General features: G+C 65.0%; 15 protein-coding genes. 6 read left to right on the top strand and 9 right to left on the bottom strand.

All coding sequences use genetic code 11. The features are described 5' to 3' along the window. Positions 1-22: 22 nt before the first annotated feature. Complete coding sequence (locus DCM80_RS10965) at positions 23-1567, bottom strand: restriction endonuclease subunit S (protein WP_257197926.1); 1545 nt, start codon at positions 1565-1567, stop codon at positions 23-25. Then, positions 1567-4305, bottom strand: coding sequence for a DEAD/DEAH box helicase family protein (locus DCM80_RS10970; protein ID WP_257196967.1), 2739 nt, complete (start codon positions 4303-4305; stop codon positions 1567-1569). Before DCM80_RS10970 ends, DCM80_RS10965 begins: the two co-directional genes overlap by 1 nt. Before the next feature lie 159 nt (positions 4306-4464). Between DCM80_RS10970 and DCM80_RS10975 the strand changes: the two genes are divergently transcribed. The 3 genes from DCM80_RS10975 (at position 4465) to DCM80_RS10985 (ending at position 6179) form a co-directional block, all read left to right on the top strand. Then, complete coding sequence (locus DCM80_RS10975; protein WP_257196968.1) at positions 4465-4761, top strand: type II toxin-antitoxin system RelE/ParE family toxin; 297 nt, start codon at positions 4465-4467, stop codon at positions 4759-4761. 3 nt (positions 4762-4764) lie between these two features. Beyond that, positions 4765-5073, top strand: a complete 309-nt coding sequence (locus tag DCM80_RS10980) for a HigA family addiction module antitoxin (protein ID WP_247550462.1) — start codon at positions 4765-4767, stop codon at positions 5071-5073. Between the two features lie 290 nt (positions 5074-5363). Further along, the gene (locus DCM80_RS10985; protein WP_257196969.1) at positions 5364-6179 is read left to right on the top strand and encodes a hypothetical protein; all 816 of its coding nucleotides are present in this window, start codon (positions 5364-5366) and stop codon (positions 6177-6179) included. Here the strand turns inward: DCM80_RS10985 and DCM80_RS10990 are convergent, their stop codons facing one another. The 5 genes from DCM80_RS10990 to DCM80_RS11010 all read right to left on the bottom strand — a co-directional run bounded on the left by DCM80_RS10990 (position 6180) and on the right by DCM80_RS11010 (position 10578). Then, entirely contained in the window at positions 6180-7484 is a 1305-nt protein-coding gene (locus tag DCM80_RS10990) for a Spy/CpxP family protein refolding chaperone (RefSeq protein ID WP_257197927.1), read from the bottom strand. 303 nt (positions 7485-7787) lie between these two features. After that, positions 7788-8921 carry a LysM peptidoglycan-binding domain-containing protein gene (locus tag DCM80_RS10995; RefSeq protein WP_257196970.1) on the bottom strand — a complete coding sequence of 378 codons (1134 nt, stop codon included), beginning with the start codon at positions 8919-8921 and terminating at the stop codon, positions 7788-7790. Between the two features lie 128 nt (positions 8922-9049). After that, entirely contained in the window at positions 9050-10027 is a 978-nt protein-coding gene (locus DCM80_RS11000) for a phosphatase PAP2 family protein (protein ID WP_257196971.1), read from the bottom strand. Between the two features lie 220 nt (positions 10028-10247). After that, positions 10248-10370 (bottom strand): hypothetical protein, encoded by a 123-nt coding sequence (locus tag DCM80_RS11005; RefSeq protein ID WP_257178809.1) that lies wholly within the window; start codon positions 10368-10370, stop codon positions 10248-10250. Positions 10371-10401: 31 nt separating this feature from the next. Beyond that, positions 10402-10578, bottom strand: a complete 177-nt coding sequence (locus DCM80_RS11010; protein ID WP_257196972.1) for a hypothetical protein — start codon at positions 10576-10578, stop codon at positions 10402-10404. Between the two features lie 236 nt (positions 10579-10814). Between DCM80_RS11010 and DCM80_RS11015 the strand changes: the two genes are divergently transcribed. Together DCM80_RS11015 and DCM80_RS11020 are read left to right on the top strand one after the other, a co-directional pair. Beyond that, entirely contained in the window at positions 10815-11942 is a 1128-nt protein-coding gene (locus tag DCM80_RS11015; RefSeq protein WP_257196973.1) for a lactonase family protein, read from the top strand. Between the two features lie 124 nt (positions 11943-12066). After that, positions 12067-12198, top strand: a complete 132-nt coding sequence (locus DCM80_RS11020; RefSeq protein ID WP_257180939.1) for a hypothetical protein — start codon at positions 12067-12069, stop codon at positions 12196-12198. 6 nt (positions 12199-12204) lie between these two features. Here DCM80_RS11020 and DCM80_RS11025 read toward each other — a convergent pair whose 3' ends face one another. Further along, positions 12205-12732, bottom strand: coding sequence for a PAS domain-containing protein (locus DCM80_RS11025; RefSeq protein ID WP_306594652.1), 528 nt, complete (start codon positions 12730-12732; stop codon positions 12205-12207). Positions 12733-13103: 371 nt separating this feature from the next. Here DCM80_RS11025 and DCM80_RS11030 point away from each other — a divergent pair, with 371 nt between their 5' ends. After that, entirely contained in the window at positions 13104-13994 is an 891-nt protein-coding gene (locus DCM80_RS11030; protein WP_257196975.1) for an efflux RND transporter periplasmic adaptor subunit, read from the top strand. Between the two features lie 276 nt (positions 13995-14270). Here the strand turns inward: DCM80_RS11030 and DCM80_RS11035 are convergent, their stop codons facing one another. Then, positions 14271-15119 carry a caspase family protein gene (locus DCM80_RS11035; protein ID WP_257196976.1) on the bottom strand — a complete coding sequence of 283 codons (849 nt, stop codon included), beginning with the start codon at positions 15117-15119 and terminating at the stop codon, positions 14271-14273. Positions 15120-15508 lie beyond the last annotated feature (389 nt).

Raw genomic sequence — 15508 nt, forward strand, 5'->3', positions numbered from 1 at the left:
CATATACATGATATCATTTTCTTCAAGGGGTGGCAGGCGCACGCGCTTTGGCACCGCCTCGAACCTTTCGTGAGCTGATTGGAGCATCCGCGAGCCGCGCCAAGAGGACACTTGCGGGCTCGTCCGCAGGATCTTGCGGGACGAGGCGCCCCTCGAACGCAGCCTTTAGAATGGATAGCCTCAAGCGCGCCGCATCGGCGGCTTCAGCGTCAAGCAATCCGAGAGCATCAGCAGAAGCCGCCAGAGCCTCCGAAACGCGTCGAAGGATTTCCGCAGCCTCTGCTGGGGGAGGAATTGGAATTGGCAACAAACTAATCTTGGAAAGGCTGATCGAAGCAAGATTGGTGGTCTGCTTGCCTTCTGAGACGAAGAACCGCCGGCCCATTTCATTTGCGTAGTACGATACAAAGAACGGATTGAGGGAGCTCGTTCGTAGCCGAACGCGAAAGATATGATTCTGATGAATCATATCTGGGACCGCGCCGTCCCAGACCCAGCCTCTTCCAATTTTGTCTCGATCACCACCCTCATTAAGCAGAATGTCACCCCGAACGAGCCGCAATTTTTCTAATGTCGCTTGCTCAACCGTAATCGACTTGACCTCCGAGAGATCTACATATCCGCGTTGTACGTTTGCGACTCGCAAATACGGAACTATCACAGGAGTCGCTGGCTTTCGCTTCCTGTCGACCGTTGCGCCGCCAACGATCTCTCCGATCTGGCCCAAATTTGACCAGGCCCAACTTTCGGGAAGTCCCGGTAAGGCCGTTACATCGAAAAGTGGAAAATCGCTCCTGCGAGCCTTGCGACTCGCTGCTGAGAGCTTCTTCGGAGTCTCTTTGGAAAGCCGAGCAAGCACATCTTGGCCTGTTTCGGAGACTGCGTTTGCCGCGCGCCAGTCCTTGGTCAATTCGCCCGTGACCGCCGCTTTTAGTAAGGCCCGGCGGAAAGTCTCGAGGCTTTTGCGCGCTTCCGCCAGCGCCGCTTCGCCCTCAGCGATCTCGGCGAACAGCGCATCTATCCGGGCGACGATGCGACGTTGCTCGGGCAATGGAGCAACTGGAACCCGAAGTCGTTCCAACGCCGATACCTCGATGCTGTTGACGGTCGTACCGTCCTTGGAGCATTCGTGAAGCACCCGTTGCGAAGCGAGCGCGAGGTAGCGAGCGACGTAGTGCGGACTAATTCCATGACTCGGCGCTAGAGCACGCAAGTCCTGATTGAGCGTCACGACTCGGTCTGTGACAGCGACCGGAAACGAGTGGCGGAGAATCCCTGACCGCATCACCATCAAGACCGATCCTTCGGGGACATACTTAGCGGAGGAGGATGCGACAGCTTCCGTCGTTATCTTGTCCTCAGTCTCACCGATGATTTCGACCTTCATATCCTTGGGTGAGACCCACGGAACGGTGCCGTTCTCCCAGAATGAGGCATTGGCCTTCGACGGCGTACCACCGCCGGTCCAAGCACCGAGTCTACCAAGAGGCATCCACGCCCAACCGTCGGGCAACTCCCACGGTCCATCCTTAGCTGGACGGCTTTGATCGATCCCCACCAACTCCATCAAGCCACCAGCACATCCGTCAGCTCATCCAGCAACGCCGGCAGCTTCGCCCCGAACAACGCCCTCGCCCGTACGATCCCCCCACGCGCCGAAAACTCCGGCGCGTCCATCATGTCCTCAGCGCGGATTTCGATATTGACCGCAAGATGGTCGCGAATGGCCATCAACCAGTTCCTCTGCTCCTCGCTGTAGCTGCGCCCGGCCTTCTCCTCGCGGCCGAGCCAGAGATTGAAACGTCCCGCGACCAGCGAGGATAGCGGCTCCAACTGCTCGCTGTCTCCGATCGCATAGCGCACCAGCATGACGATATCCGCCAGCGTGCCGGCGGGATTGCCGCGCACCTTGTCGGAGGCCAGCCGCTTGTAGGCGCGCCAGATGTCGGGAGGTTCCAGAAGCCAGGGCGGACGTCTCAACGCCTCCCTCAAATCATCCACGGCCTCGTAGGTCAATCGCCGCTGTGCATAAGGTAGCCGATAGAGAATCTGGAGCGCGGTGAGTTCGTCGCGGCGCTCCTCCAGGAAGCGTTTGAATCGGGCGACGGTATCGGTCGCCTTCCTCTCGTCCCAGCCGGAGGACACCACCGCATCGGTCGAGACCGTATCGATGCGAATGTCGGCGGCGGCCTTGACCTCCTTGAGCAGCCGCCGCAGCGCGGGATCGTCGAACACGGTCGCCGCCTCGTCCTTGGCGGCTTCGCGCGCCTTCTTCTGTTCCGGTTCGGGCGCGTCCTTCGGGATGCGCGCCGCCAGCGCGTCCGGGTCGATGGCGTTGAGAAGACGCGCGGCGAGGCCGCCGAGATCGATTCCGCATGAGGCCTTGGTGATGGACGCGCGATCCTTGTCACTGATGCGCCGATCCAGCGCGACCAGGCGTCCGGCCAACGTTGCAAAGGCATCGTCGTCGCGCCGCCCGGCGGCAATGTCGTCAATCAGCCGGTCGAACGAAACGGCACGCTGGCGCTCCAGCGGCTGGGAGACCGTCTTGAGGCTTTCGGTGACGCCGACGGCATCGATCAGCACGAAGCGCGTCTTGGCCTCGGCGTCCGGCGTGACCTCGCGTAACTTCTCGACCGAGATCGTGCGGGCACCACGGCCCTTCATCTGTTCGAAATAAAGCTCGGACTTGACGTCGCGCAGGAAGATCACGACCTCCAGCGGCTTCACGTCGGTGCCGGTCGCGATCATATCCACCGTGACGGCGATGCGCGGATTGTAGTCATTGCGGAACGCGCGGATCAGGCCTTCCGGGTCTCCGCCATCGGTCTTGTAGGTGATCTTCTTGGCGAAATCGTTGCCCTTGCCGAAGACCTCGCGGACGAGGTTGGTGATTTCTTCGGCATGGTGATCATCCTTGGCGAAGATCAGAGTCTTCGGCACCTCGGTGCGACCAGGGAACAATTCGGTGAACAGCGAATCCCGATACGATTCAAGAACGGTCCTGATCTGGTTCGGCACCAGCACCGAGCGGTCGATCTGATCCGGCGTGTAGGTGAAATCCGCATCCAGCTTTTCGTAGCGCTCGGCGCGGGTGCGCTTGTCGCGGACTGGCAGGTCATAGCCGGCCTTCACGGTGCTGCCGCGCTCGCCGATCTCGGTGCGGATGCGGAAGATCTCGAAGCCGACGTTGACGCCATCGACGACGGAGCGCTCGTAGGGGTATTGCGCGACGAGGTTCTTGCCGAAGAAGCCCAGCGTGTGCAACGACGGCGTTGCGGTGAGGCCGACGATGAAGGCGTCGAAATAGTCGAGCACCTGGCGCCACGTGCCGTAGATCGAGCGGTGGCATTCGTCGGTGATGATGAGGTCGAAACTTTCGATTGGGATCGACGGATTGTAGACGACGAGCCGCTCGACCTCGCTGCGCGAAGCTTCGAAGGAGGAGGCTTCCTCCTCGTCTTCCGACAATTCCCGTCCGGTCAGAACCGAATAAACGCGCTGGATGGTGGCGATGACCACCGCGGCATCCTTGTCGAGACCCGCCGCGCCGAGCTTCTGCACGTTGTAGATTTCGGAGAACGACCGGCCGGTGCCCGGCGGCCGGTAGGCCAGATATTCATCGCGGGTCTGGCGCACCAGATTGGCGCGATCGGCCAAAAACAGGATGCGCTTGAAGCCGGCATGCGCCAGAAGGCGATAACTCAGCGTGCAGGCCGTGAACGTCTTGCCGGCCCCTGTCGCCATCTGCACCAGCGCCCGGGACTTGTTCTGCTTTAACGAGCTTTCGAGCGCGGAGACGGCGTCGACCTGACAGGTGCGCAGGCCGTCTGAAATTACCGCAGGCATGGCTTGGAGCCGGCCGCGAAGCGTGAGCGGCTGCTTGAGCCAGAGTTCGAGGGTTTCCGGACGGTGGAAGGAGAACAGCCGGCGCGAGGCCGGCTCCGGATCGGCATGGTCGCGAAAGATCGTCTCCGTGCCGGTCGCCACATATTCGAAGCGGACCTGTCCTTCCTCCCTCACGAGGTGTTTGGGAGCACCGGCGATGTAGCGGGAGGCCTGCTCCGAGAAGCCCGACAGGGTCACCCCTTCGGGCTTGGCTTCGATCACCCCGCAAAGCTTGCGGCCGACGAAGAGGGCGTAGTCGACCGGGCCTGAATCGGTCTGAAATTCGCGAACGGCGACGCCGGCCCCGGCGCCGAGGTTGATGTCCTCCCTGGACTGGATGATCCAACCCGAAGCGGCCAGCTGCCGATCAATCAGCGACCGCGCCTTGTCCTCGGGGTGGAAGGCGAATTCGTTCATCAGCAACTTTTAGGCGAACCTGAGCCCGGCCGGAAGCCCTACAAACAGGTCAAGATCCTCGGTGGCCGACGCACGCAGCCGCAGCCGACCTCATAGCCCCCGCAATCACTTGTAGAATGAGTTGTGGGGTGGTACATCAACTCACGCGGGAGAGGGAGCATGATCTTAGGCTTCCGGGACGGCTGGCTGCGCGATTTCTTCGTCGAGGATGCGAGGTCGCGGAAGATTCCCGCGGATCTGGAGGCGCGGCTGTTTCGGAAGATCCAGTTGATCGACGATGCGACGAGCGACCGCGACCTGAGATCGCCGCCGAGCAATCATTTCGAGAAGCTGCGGGGCCATCGCGACGGTTTTCATTCGATCCGCGTCAATGACCAGTGGCGCCTGGTATTCCGCTGGAATGGCGCCCGCGGCGAGGCGACCGACCTCTATCTCGACGACCACAGCTACAGGTGACTCATGTTGATGACGAAGCGCAAGCCGGCCACGGTCGGCGAAATCCTCACCGAGGAATTCATGAAGCCGATGGGCCTGACCCAGGGCGCACTGGCCGAGGCCATGGGCGTGCAGCGCAAACACGTCAACGAACTCTGCAACGACCGCCGCAACGTCACGGCCGCAACAGCGCTGATTCTCGCCCGCGTGTTCGGCAACAGCCCGGACTTCTGGCTGAACGTGCAGCGGCGAACCGATTTGTGGGAGGCGATGCATTCGGCCCGCGACCGCAAGCGGATCGAACGGGCGCGACCGCTGACCTCGGCGGCGTGACGACGCACACAAAGCGCTTACAGCAAGCTGGTGACTTGGTGGCGTCGATCTGCTCGACGATGCGCGTATGGGGAGATTGTCCCCTCCCCGGAGTCGTCCCCGGCGAACGCCGGGACGACAGCGGAGATTGAGGCGCGGACGTCACGAATCATGGGTCCGTCCAACTTTGCCGCCTCCCCGCGAACCACATCCCCGCTCCCCGCGACTAACCCTCGCCTCAACGGCGAGGCTATTTCGATGGGAGACGGCCTGTGGCGTTTGCCTTGCCTTCGCGTGCGTATGATCTGCAGATGCTGGACCGTCCCGTCGACCGCGCGCGCGACCAGGGCTGGGTGTTTGGGCTGCCGCCGGGAATCACGTCCGAGCAATGGCCGCTCGATCCCGTCACCGGATATCCGCTGATGCACGGCTTCACGCTGAAGCTGCCGGAGGATTACCGCGTGCATGGCGAGGACATCGTCGCGCTGTCGTTCTTTGCCACCGCGCCCGACCACAATGACGGCGGCGCGCCCGATGATCCTGAAGTCCGCGAGGCCGTGAAGGCGCGCCCCTTGCATCCGCGGCTGTCGCGCATGACCGACATTCTCGACTACGAATATGCGGCGCTGCTGCTGACGCGGGCCGAATACGAGGGCCCGTTCGCGACACCGCCGGCGCCGCTGGCGCTCGCAACCGCCGACCGGCCGCGCTGGCTCGATGTCGGCGGTGCCAGCGCCTTCTTCGAGGCCGCAGCGCCCTACACCAGGAAGCTATTTGCGGCGCCGCCGCGCGCCGATCTCAGCGAGACCCGCGCGATCGGTATGACGCCGCGCGCAAACGACCCCAACGCCGGCAAGGGCCCGCAGGACGAGCACACCCGCAGCAATCCGCCGACCGGCTATCAGCCGTATTATTACTATGTGGGCGGCGTCCCTAGCCGCGACAATTTTCGCCTGCACGAATGGAGCAAGGATCACGCCCACAATCATCTCGGCGGCACCATGCGGCCGTGCCAGGCGGTGCCGGAGATGAGCCCGTTCTACATCGAGTTCGAGGAATACAATTTCGGCGGCGGCAACGCGCAGCTCGACTTCAGGGACATGAAGTTCGACTGGGCGTGCGGCTGATCACGCCCCCCGCTTCGGCCCGATCGCCTCGAAGCCCGCTTTCTGCTCGTCGCTCAGATCCGCCTCGAAATCGTCGAGCGCGTCGGTGACGCCGTTCACCGCTTGCAGCATCGTCTGCAGCCGCGCCTTGGCGGCGGCGAGGCGGGCCTGCGGGGTTGCGGCCGCCTCCGCCGGGCAGGCGCTCAGCGTCTGCATGGTGCGCAGAGCGGTGTCCTGGAGCACGTCGAAGCGGGCGCGGGCGGTCTCGTCGAGGCGGAGCGTGGCGGCGATGTCGTTCGCGGGCCATTGCTGCTGCACCAGCTGCTCGTATTGACGCTGCAGCTTCTCGTCATAGCGGGGATCGCTGTCGGCACCGCAGGCGGCGGCCGCCTGCGCGTCCTTGCTCGGATCCTTGCTCGAATCCTTGTTCGAATCCTTGCGCTGCATCGCGGCCAGCGCGGCGCGGCGCTCGCCCCCGAGCGCGTTGAGCCGGGCCTTCTGGTCGTCGTCGAGCAGATCCGTGAACTTCGCAAGCGGCGGCGCGACCGCGTCGATGGCCTTGATCATGGCCTCGAGGCGCTCGCGCATCAGGCCAAGGCGCTCGGCGGCCGCGGCCGGCGCCTGCGCCGGGCAGGCGGCGCGAATGATGTCGCGCGCATTGGTCCAGGCGGAGGCGAGCTCGTCGAGCGCGGTGCGCTGCAATTCGTTGGGTGCCACGGCCGCGGCGATGCGCTCGACCGGCAGGCCGCCGCTATCGCTGGCCTCGCACAGGGCCTCCGCGGTCGGCACGCGTCGGCCGCGCCGGCCTTGCGGGGCGGTGTAGGCCGCGAGCTCGGTCGCCGCATAGGGCGCGAAGATCGCGGCATAGATGTCGCCATAGCCGTAGAGCGAGAGGCTGGTGGCATCGCCGAGGATGATGGCGTTGGTGAGGTCGTCGTGCGCGAACGGCCAGAACACCGGGCCGGTCCAGCCATAGCTGCCGTCGGGATGGCGCCACCAGCCTTGCATGCGGCGGCCGCCCTGCCAGCCCGCAAGCGCGGCCTGCGCGGTGAGCGCCGCGCGCAGCACGAAAGGATTGGCGAGCCGGCCGCGCTCGGCGCCGCGCGGATCTTGCGAGCGCAAGGCCGCGGAGCGGTAGCGGCTGCCCCGCACCGCCATGCGGGAATGGCGCAGGCGCGACATGCCGAGCATGTGGCCGACGGCGAAACGTGCCACGCCGAGCGGACCGCCGCGGATTCCGAATTGCGCCTCGGCTCTCTCAGGCAGCAGCACAGCCGCAATCAGGAGGGTCGCGCCGGTCAGCGCCAGCCCGATGCGTCCCGACATGACCGCGGACCTGACCAATTGGGCCTCCCTCCCAGCTGCCCCAGCGCGCACTGCGTCGCACGGGACATGACGCGCCAAGGAACCAATTGTTCCCAGGCGAGACAGGGCAAAGCGTCGCGGGCGACCTATAGCCGGCCCGCTTTGGCAGCGGCCTGCGCGCGCCTCGTCCTTCGAGACGCTTGCTGCGCAAGCTCCTCAGAATGAAGCTAAGCACCGTCGAATTTGCCGCCACACACTCAGTCCTCATCCTGGGGGCCCGCCAAAGGCGGGCGTCTCGAAGGATGGCCGCAGGGAAGCTCCCGCTCACTCCGGCTTTTGCGGCACCACAAAAGTCTGGCCGGGATAGATCAGATTGGGGTTGCTGATCTTGTCGCGGTTGGCGTTGAAGATGACGGCGTAGCGGGCGCCGTCGCCGTAGGCGAGCCGGCTGAGCGCCCACAGGCTGTCGCCGCGGGAGATCACGCGGCTGCCGCCGGCCTCCGCCGGAACCGTGTGAAGCACCTCGGCCGGCGAGGCCGATGCCACCGTCGTGGTGGCGGCGGGCACCCGCGCCATCGCCCGGGGTTTCGGCCGGGGCGCTGGCCGGTCGGGCGCTGAGGCCAGACGCGGCGAGGCCGACGGCAGCGCGGCTACGACGTCCGACTTGTCATCGGCCTTCTCGGCCTGCTTCGGCTCCTGCTTGATCTCCGGCTTCGTCTCTTGCCGCGCGACCTGTGCCGGGCGCGCGGGCGGCGGCGACGCCTCGGCGATGGTCACCGGCATGGTGCGGCCGGACTGCGTCACCGTGCCATCCGGCGCCCTGGCCCGCAGCATCAATTCATAGGAGCCGGCGGGAAGCTGCGGCGGCATCATCACGAACTGGCCCGAGGCGTCGGCGGTCACCGTATCGAGCGGCTTGCCGTCGCGCAGCAGCTCGACCTTGGCTCCCGGCGCGGCCCGGCCCGCGATCACCGCCGCCTCGCCGTGATCGTCGACGCGGGCGACGTCGAAACGGGGCCCGGTATCGGCGGCCGCCGCCGGCGGCTTGACCGGCGCGAGATCGGGCAGCGCCGCGACCTGCTTCTGGATCTCGGCCAGCGGGGCCGGCTTCGGCTCGGGCGCCGGCGCCGCCGCCGGCGCAGGTTCGGGTGCGGGCGGCGCGACGGCAGCCAGCTTGGGCTGATCCGGCTTTGGCTGATCCGGCTTGGCCTGATCCAGTTTCGGCTGTTCCGGTTTCGGCTCGGGCTTGAGGTCGGCCTTGAGCTCGGTCTTGAGCTCTGCCTTGGCCTCGACTTTGGGTTCGACCTTGGTCTCCGGCTTGGCTTCCGGCTTGGCGGCGATTGCGGTCTTGGCCCCGTCCGGCAGCATGCGGCGCAGCTCGGTCGGGCCGATCACCAGCACCGTGCCGACCAGTGCGAGCAGGCAGAAAGCAATGAAGGCCTTGGATGCGGTGATCATCGGAAAAACCTTGGATGGCAAATCAACCGAGGCCGGCAAGGTGCGCCGATTTGGCCGCGGCAGCAAGCCGGTCGAAGGGATGATCGCCCGGCCTCCCCCTTTTCCGGATCAGGCTTTGGCGGACGCGATCATTCCGGAACGCGGGCGAAGACGGCGTCGGCTGCGACAAGCCCGGCAGGCTGCATTCGTTCATCCGCCAGGCGGGCGAGCGCGCGTTGCACGGCGAGCCAGCTCAACAGCGCGATCGCCAGGCCGGCGATGACGTCGCAGAAATAATGGCTTCCATCCACCGGCGTCGCCGCGATCATCGCAACGTTGAGCAGGGCGGCGATGCCGCCGATATATCTCACCGGCCACAACGCCAATAGGAACAGCAATCCGAGGGCGGCATGCAGGCTCGGGAAGCTGATGATGCCGTCGGCGCCCTCCGCGACCAGCTGACGGAGGGTTCCATCGCGCAAACCAAAGAACACGGGAAGCGGCAGATCCCGCGTGACCGGCATGATTGCCGGAGAGTTGGCCGACGACAGATCCAGATAGCCCCAGACGCCCTGCGCCGGCATCAAGGTCGACAGGCCGATGGTCAGAAGCGTCGTCAGCACGAAGCTCAGCATGAAGACGCGCAACCGCAGGGCATGCCCCGCGGCGGCCAGGACGAGGACGATCGCGGTCGCTTGCACGGCAAAGCTCGCATAGGCGAGCGCCAGCGTCCGATGCAGAAGCGGCGCGGCGTTCATGGCATCGAGCCACGACATCCAGTCGAAGCCGAGGTGCCGGTCCAGCGCGGCGAACTCGCTGTCCCACAGCGGCAATGCCGCGCTCGCCGCGACATAGGACAGCGGCGCGGCGACGGCTGCGAACGCAATGAGCTGGGCCGCCGCGATCAACGCGCTGGCGAGAGCGGCGTCCTTGCGGACGGTCGTGTAAAACCAGCTCAACGATAGGAGCAGGCCGCCGACGAGGGCAGGTTTCCAGAACGAGATCCATTCGATCCGGAACGGCCCCAGCATCGCCGCGATCAGCACGACAGTGGCCGTAGCCCCGATCGCGAGCCAGGCGATGCGATCGGCGTGCTTCGACTGATCAGGGGCGATGGGGTGGCTCATGGGCGGCGATCGTCCGGGGCGGCGACGGGAACGACCGGCGGGATGAGGTATGACAATGCCCCCGCCAGATGGGCCAGCTTTATCGGACGAAGATTAAGAGAGTCGTTCTCCGGACCCTTCAATTGCCATCAGCCGGCCGAGCGCGACCGGAGCCGCCGTCCGCAAAACGGGGGTCAAACCGCTGGAGATGCGGGATCTTGCTTGATGATAGCTCGCGAGCTCAGAGCTTCTGTTTGGCCGCGGTGATTTCGACGAACTCGGCGTCGGGATGGCTGACGATGGTTGCGACCCAGATGCCGCTGATGATCAGCGACCAGGCAGTGTTCCAATAGATCCAAAACACGGGCCAGCCTCCGTCGGCGCTATGTTGGGCACTATTTTGACTTGGTCGGCGGCGGGGCACGATCGGTTTGGCCGCTGTGGCGCTTTGCCACGACGTCCTCATCGCGCTCGCCCAGGTTCGGGCGCGGCGGCGACTTGGGGAGGCCGGCCTGGCCGCCATGCTTGCCGCCCATGTCGGGCTTACCTTCAAGATCGTTTTCACGGGGCATGCGGGTTCAATTCGCTGGCGCGGCTTTGGTTCGCATGGTGCCCGCCAATTTGGCTGCGCGCGATCGCATGGGATGGCCGCACCTTGCGGCGCACGACGGAATGCCGGGGACGTCGATGCGGCCACCGATGCGATTTCGGCATCGATCAATTCCCATTCGAATTTGGTGCGACAGCACGCCGCTCGCTATCCTCATGGGCAAAAGCCGAGGCCGCGACGCATCCACAGGAGGAGCCCATGTCGAGACCGCCCCGAGGCAGCGCAGCCACGGCGTTCCGCGCCGCGATGGCCGCCGCCCTGTTCGCGTCCCTCACTCTGTTTTCTGGAGCCCGCGCCGGCATGGCCGAAACCTTCCTTTATGTCGGCAACGCCGACAGCAACGACATCAGCGTGTTCAAGCTGGCGGAGAGCGGCGAGCTGATGGCCGTGCAGACGGCCGCCTTCAAGGGCGTCGACAGGCCCGGCTCCTCGACACCGCTTGCGATCACGCCCGATCGCCGCGTGCTGCTGGCAGGTGTCCGCTCGCAGCCATACGTCGCCGTGAGCTTCGCGATCGATCCCGGAACGGGCCAGCTCAACCCTGTCGGCAGCGGGCCGCTCGCCGACAGCATGGCCAATATCGCCGTCGACCGCAGCGGCAAGTTCCTGTTCAGCGCCTCCTATGGCGGCAACAAGGTCGCGCTGAATCCATTGCACGCAGACGGCGTCGCCGGCGAGCCGAAACAGGTGATCCCGACCGGGCTGAACGCGCACGCCTTCCTGCCCTCGCCCGACAACCGCTTCGCGTTCGCGACCAATCTCGGCTCCGACCAGGTGCTGGCCTTCGCGTTCGACGCCGCGACCGGCACGCTGACCCCGAGCAACCCGCCGGCCTACAAGATGCCGGACAAATCGGGGCCGCGTCACTTCGTATTCCACCCCAACGGCAAGTTCGTCTATCTCGTCCACGAGCTCAACGGCGACGTCGCCGCGTTCGCCTATGAGGCGGGGAGCGGCGCCTGGAAAGAGATCCAGCGCACCACCGCGCTGCCCGAAGGATTTGGCGGAAAGCCCTGGGCCGCCGACATCCACATCACGCCGGACGGCCGCTTCCTCTACGCTTCCGAGCGCACCACCAGCACGCTCACCGCCTACAAGATCGACGCGAGCAGCGGCAGGCTGACGACGATCGGCAGCGTGCCGACCGAGAAGCAGCCGCGCGGCTTCCAGATCGATCCCTCCGGCCGTTATCTCGCCGCGGTCGGCGAGATCTCCGACAGCATGACGGTCTATGCGATCGACCGGAGCAGCGGCGCGCTGGCCAGGCTGAAATCCTATTCCACCGGCAAGAAGCCGAACTGGGTGGAGTTCGTGACCCTGCCGTGAGAGGGCGTCCCACGGCCTACGTAAACATCCGTAACGTAAACATCCGCAATTTCGGAGAGCGCGCCTTGCCGTCATATCATCGGGCATGGACCGTCACATTGTCTTCAAATGCCCGCAGACGGGCATGAACGTGCAGCATCGGCTCAGCAACGAGCCGACCGACCGCACGCATGAGTCGGTGTCCTGTCCGGCCTGCACGCGGCTGCATCTGATCGACCGGGCCAGCGGCAAGCCGCTCGGCGAGCGCCGCGGCTGAAGGCGGTTACCGCCCTCCCATGACTTGCGCCGTGACGTCCTCGACGTGGTGCAGCAGGTAGAGCAGACAACCCGCCGGGTCGTGGATCGGCGAGTTGATCGGCTGCCAGTGACGCTCGATAAAAATCCCGCCGGGATCGCGGATGTCGTAGCGCTGGATCGCCATGGCGTGCGCCTGCCCCGTCTCGGCCACGATCCTCAAGCTGCCGTAGAGATTGCTGACGCCATCGGCGAGCGGGTCGTCGGGATTGTCAGGGAATATCTCGAACAGCGACCGGCCGACGATTTCGGCCCGGTCGGTCAATGTCGCCGCGGCATAGGCATCGTTGATGTCGACGATCAGCAGGCCCGGCCCCGGGTCCAGCAGCATGTAGGGATGCGGCGAGGCATCGAATTCGGGCAGGAATTGCCGCCGCATCGTATCGGCGTCGCCGTGCTGCCGACGCCGCTGTTCAAGCGGCGTCGCATCGGCGCCTGATGCCGCCGAACTCAGCAACGCCAATTGGCGCTTGGCCGATGCCAGCAACCCCCGCACCGTGTTCTGGACCGTCGGATCGGTCGCTTCATGGAGCAGCCGCTCGAAATGAGCGATATTCTGCTCGCAGACGAACCGTTGCATCCCACTTCAACCATGAGCTGTGCGGCGACGATGCCGCGTCATTCTGATCCTAATCCCATACAGGCGGCTCTCGCATGTGAGAAGACCGTGATAGCCGCACTTTGGAAGTAGGGCCGAGCGCGCGCGCGCCCGGCAAAAAGGCGAACCTGTTCTCCAATCCTGCGACTAATCAAGGACTTGCTGCGCCGGCCCCGGCGGCACGGCCTGCTTTTTGGAGACAACGCTGCCGTAGTCCGCGACCCTGCCATCTGCTATCGATTGGAGCCATAGAACCCGTGGAATTTCCGATGCGTCATTTGTCCCGTGCCGTTGTTCGAAGCCTGTGTCCCGCAGCCGTCGCCGGCGTGCTTGCCCTCGGTTCATGTCCGGCCAAAGCCGCCGATGACGAGGCGCCCAAGGGACCGGCGGTCACGGTGCTGAAAGTCGCAAAATCCTGCTTCTCCGACATCGTCGAGGCCACCGGCACGATCATCGCGCGGGAGGAGACCTCGGTGCGGCCCGAGCGTCCGGGCCTGAAGGTCACGGACGTGCTGGCGGAAGCCGGCGACACCACCACCGCCGGCCAGGTGCTGGCGCGGCTGGCGCTGCCCGAGGGCGGCACGCTGCAGGTCACCGCTCCCGTGGCGGGCGTAATCGCGACATCGACCGCCCAGATCGGCAATTTCGCCTCGGCCAAGGGCGAGGCGCTGTTCACGATCGTGGCGCGCAGCGAATACGATCTCGTCGGCCTCGTGGCGACCTCCGACGTGCGCAAGCTCGCCGTCAATCAGCCGGCGACGGTGCGGATCGCAGGCAGCGGCGACATCGACGGCAAGGTGCGCCGCATCGGCCCGACCATCGAACCCAACATCCAGCAGGGCATGGTCTATATCGGCATCTCATCGCAGAAGCGGCTGCTGCTGAAGGCGAGCGGGCGCGCGCTGATCAAGACCGGGCAGAGCTGCAACGTCGCGGTGCCGCTGACAGCAGTGCAATATTCCTCCGCCGGCACCGTGGTGCAGGTGATCCGCCGCAACCGCGTCGAGACCAAGCGTGTCGAGGTCGGCTTGATGTCGGGCGGCAATATCGAGATCCGCGACGGCCTCAACGAAGGCGATGTCGTCGTCGCCCGCGCCGGCGCGCTGCTGCGTGAAGGCGATCCGGTCCGCCCGGTGATGGCCGCGGAAGCGGCGAAGTAGCAGCTACAGGCGTCATTGCGAGCGAAGCTCTCTCAACGCCGTCATTGCGAGGAGCCCTTGCGACGAAGCAATCCAGAGTCTTTCCGCAGAAAGATTCTGGATTGCTTCGCTGCGCTCGCAATGACGGTGTGGAGGTAGATGCGCGTCACATGCGCTCTCGTAGGGTGGGCAAAGCGTAGCGTGCCCACGTCTTCTATCGCGATGATGGAGAAATGGTGGGCACGACGCTTACGCGTCTCTGCCCACCCTACGAGAGCTCGCGAGCCCTTAAAAAAACTAGCCGCCGGCTTCGCCGAAACGGACGTCTTCGAGCAGCGAGGAGGAGACGGTCGGGACCTGGTCGCCTTCGCTGGCGCGGGAGATGGCGAGGCGGGTCTTGTTGAAGACGCTTTCGGCGCTGCCCTTGGCATTGAGGTTGCTCAGGAACTCGCTGACCAGCACGCTGTGCTCGCCCTTGCCGTCGTCGACGACCTTGCCGGGCGAGGCCGAGGAGAGGATCAGCGCATTGTCGGACGCGCTGATCGGCGCGAGACCGTGGCTGTAGGAGCGGAAGCGGCGCTCGTAGGGGTTACGGCGGGAGGCGTCGACGACGACGAGCTTGGCCTTGGCGCCCTGCTCCTTCATCATCTCGATCACGCCGTCGATCGAGACGCCCTGGCGGCGGACGTCGCTTTCCTTCCATATCGCGGCGTCGACCGGCAGCATGTAGCTCTCGCGGCCGGCCTGCACGCCGTAGCCGCCGAAGAACAGCATGACGACGCTGTCGCGCTTGATCCGGGACTTGAGGCGGTTCACGGCGCGGACCATGTCGTCCCGGGTCGCGTCTTCCACCATGTCGACGTCGAAGCCGTCCTTGCGCAGGGACGAGGACAGCGCGCGGGCGTCGTTGATCGACTGCGTCAGCGGCGCGCTGGCGTCGGGATAATGTCCATTGCCGATGACCAGCGCGAGGCGCGAGGACTGGCCGGTCGAGCCGGTGATCTGGTCGGTCGAGACGGCCTTGGCGGCATCGATCGCACGCATGTTGAGAGCAGCATGGGCGCCGATCACCAGCGAGACCGTGCCGATCAGGGCCGCGGCCACCGCGATGGTGCGTCGGGAAAGGTCGAGCTGCTTTACATTCATCTCGGTTCGTTTCCTGTGCCAAAGACCAGCCAAGCGCGCGCACACTGTTTGAGTAGCGCGATAGCGTCTTTAGGTTTGAGGGATTGGCCGGGGATGTGCCCCCGAATTGCGCGCAATTTGCGGCGCCGCACCAAACAAACCTTTAACCGGATATAGGGGGCCCGGCAACAGATTGCTCAATATTTCAGCTAAGGCACTGAAGATACTTGATAATTCCGCTGCCTCAATGTCTGCATTTTCTGCTCTCCCCGTAGCCTTCCGGGTCCGATCATGCAGCCTTCGTGCCGGCTTCTTCCGTGACTCTCATCACATTTGTTTTTCCTGCGAATCCGGGTAGCCTTTTCAACGACTTGCAGGGGGTGGCGCGCGGCTGGGAGCGCGCTGGCCGA

This window comes from Bradyrhizobium sp. WBOS08 (genome assembly GCF_024585125.1).
In the GTDB taxonomy this organism is placed as follows: domain Bacteria; phylum Pseudomonadota; class Alphaproteobacteria; order Rhizobiales; family Xanthobacteraceae; genus Bradyrhizobium; species Bradyrhizobium japonicum_B.

Coding starts and splice junctions, on each gene's coding strand:
- DCM80_RS10975 (WP_257196968.1), top strand. CDS start 4,465: ATGATCTTAGGCTTCCGGGACGGCTGGCTGCGCGATTTCTTCGTCGAG.
- DCM80_RS11020 (WP_257180939.1), top strand. CDS start 12,067: ATGAACGTGCAGCATCGGCTCAGCAACGAGCCGACCGACCGCACGCAT.
- DCM80_RS10995 (WP_257196970.1), bottom strand. CDS start 8,921: ATGATCACCGCATCCAAGGCCTTCATTGCTTTCTGCCTGCTCGCACTG.
- DCM80_RS10980 (WP_247550462.1), top strand. CDS start 4,765: ATGTTGATGACGAAGCGCAAGCCGGCCACGGTCGGCGAAATCCTCACC.
- DCM80_RS11000 (WP_257196971.1), bottom strand. CDS start 10,027: ATGAGCCACCCCATCGCCCCTGATCAGTCGAAGCACGCCGATCGCATC.
- DCM80_RS11035 (WP_257196976.1), bottom strand. CDS start 15,119: ATGAATGTAAAGCAGCTCGACCTTTCCCGACGCACCATCGCGGTGGCC.
- DCM80_RS11010 (WP_257196972.1), bottom strand. CDS start 10,578: ATGCCCCGTGAAAACGATCTTGAAGGTAAGCCCGACATGGGCGGCAAG.
- DCM80_RS10985 (WP_257196969.1), top strand. CDS start 5,364: ATGCTGGACCGTCCCGTCGACCGCGCGCGCGACCAGGGCTGGGTGTTT.
- DCM80_RS10965 (WP_257197926.1), bottom strand. CDS start 1,567: ATGGAGTTGGTGGGGATCGATCAAAGCCGTCCAGCTAAGGATGGACCG.
- DCM80_RS10970 (WP_257196967.1), bottom strand. CDS start 4,305: ATGAACGAATTCGCCTTCCACCCCGAGGACAAGGCGCGGTCGCTGATT.
- DCM80_RS10990 (WP_257197927.1), bottom strand. CDS start 7,484: ATGTCGGGACGCATCGGGCTGGCGCTGACCGGCGCGACCCTCCTGATT.
- DCM80_RS11030 (WP_257196975.1), top strand. CDS start 13,104: ATGCGTCATTTGTCCCGTGCCGTTGTTCGAAGCCTGTGTCCCGCAGCC.
- DCM80_RS11015 (WP_257196973.1), top strand. CDS start 10,815: ATGTCGAGACCGCCCCGAGGCAGCGCAGCCACGGCGTTCCGCGCCGCG.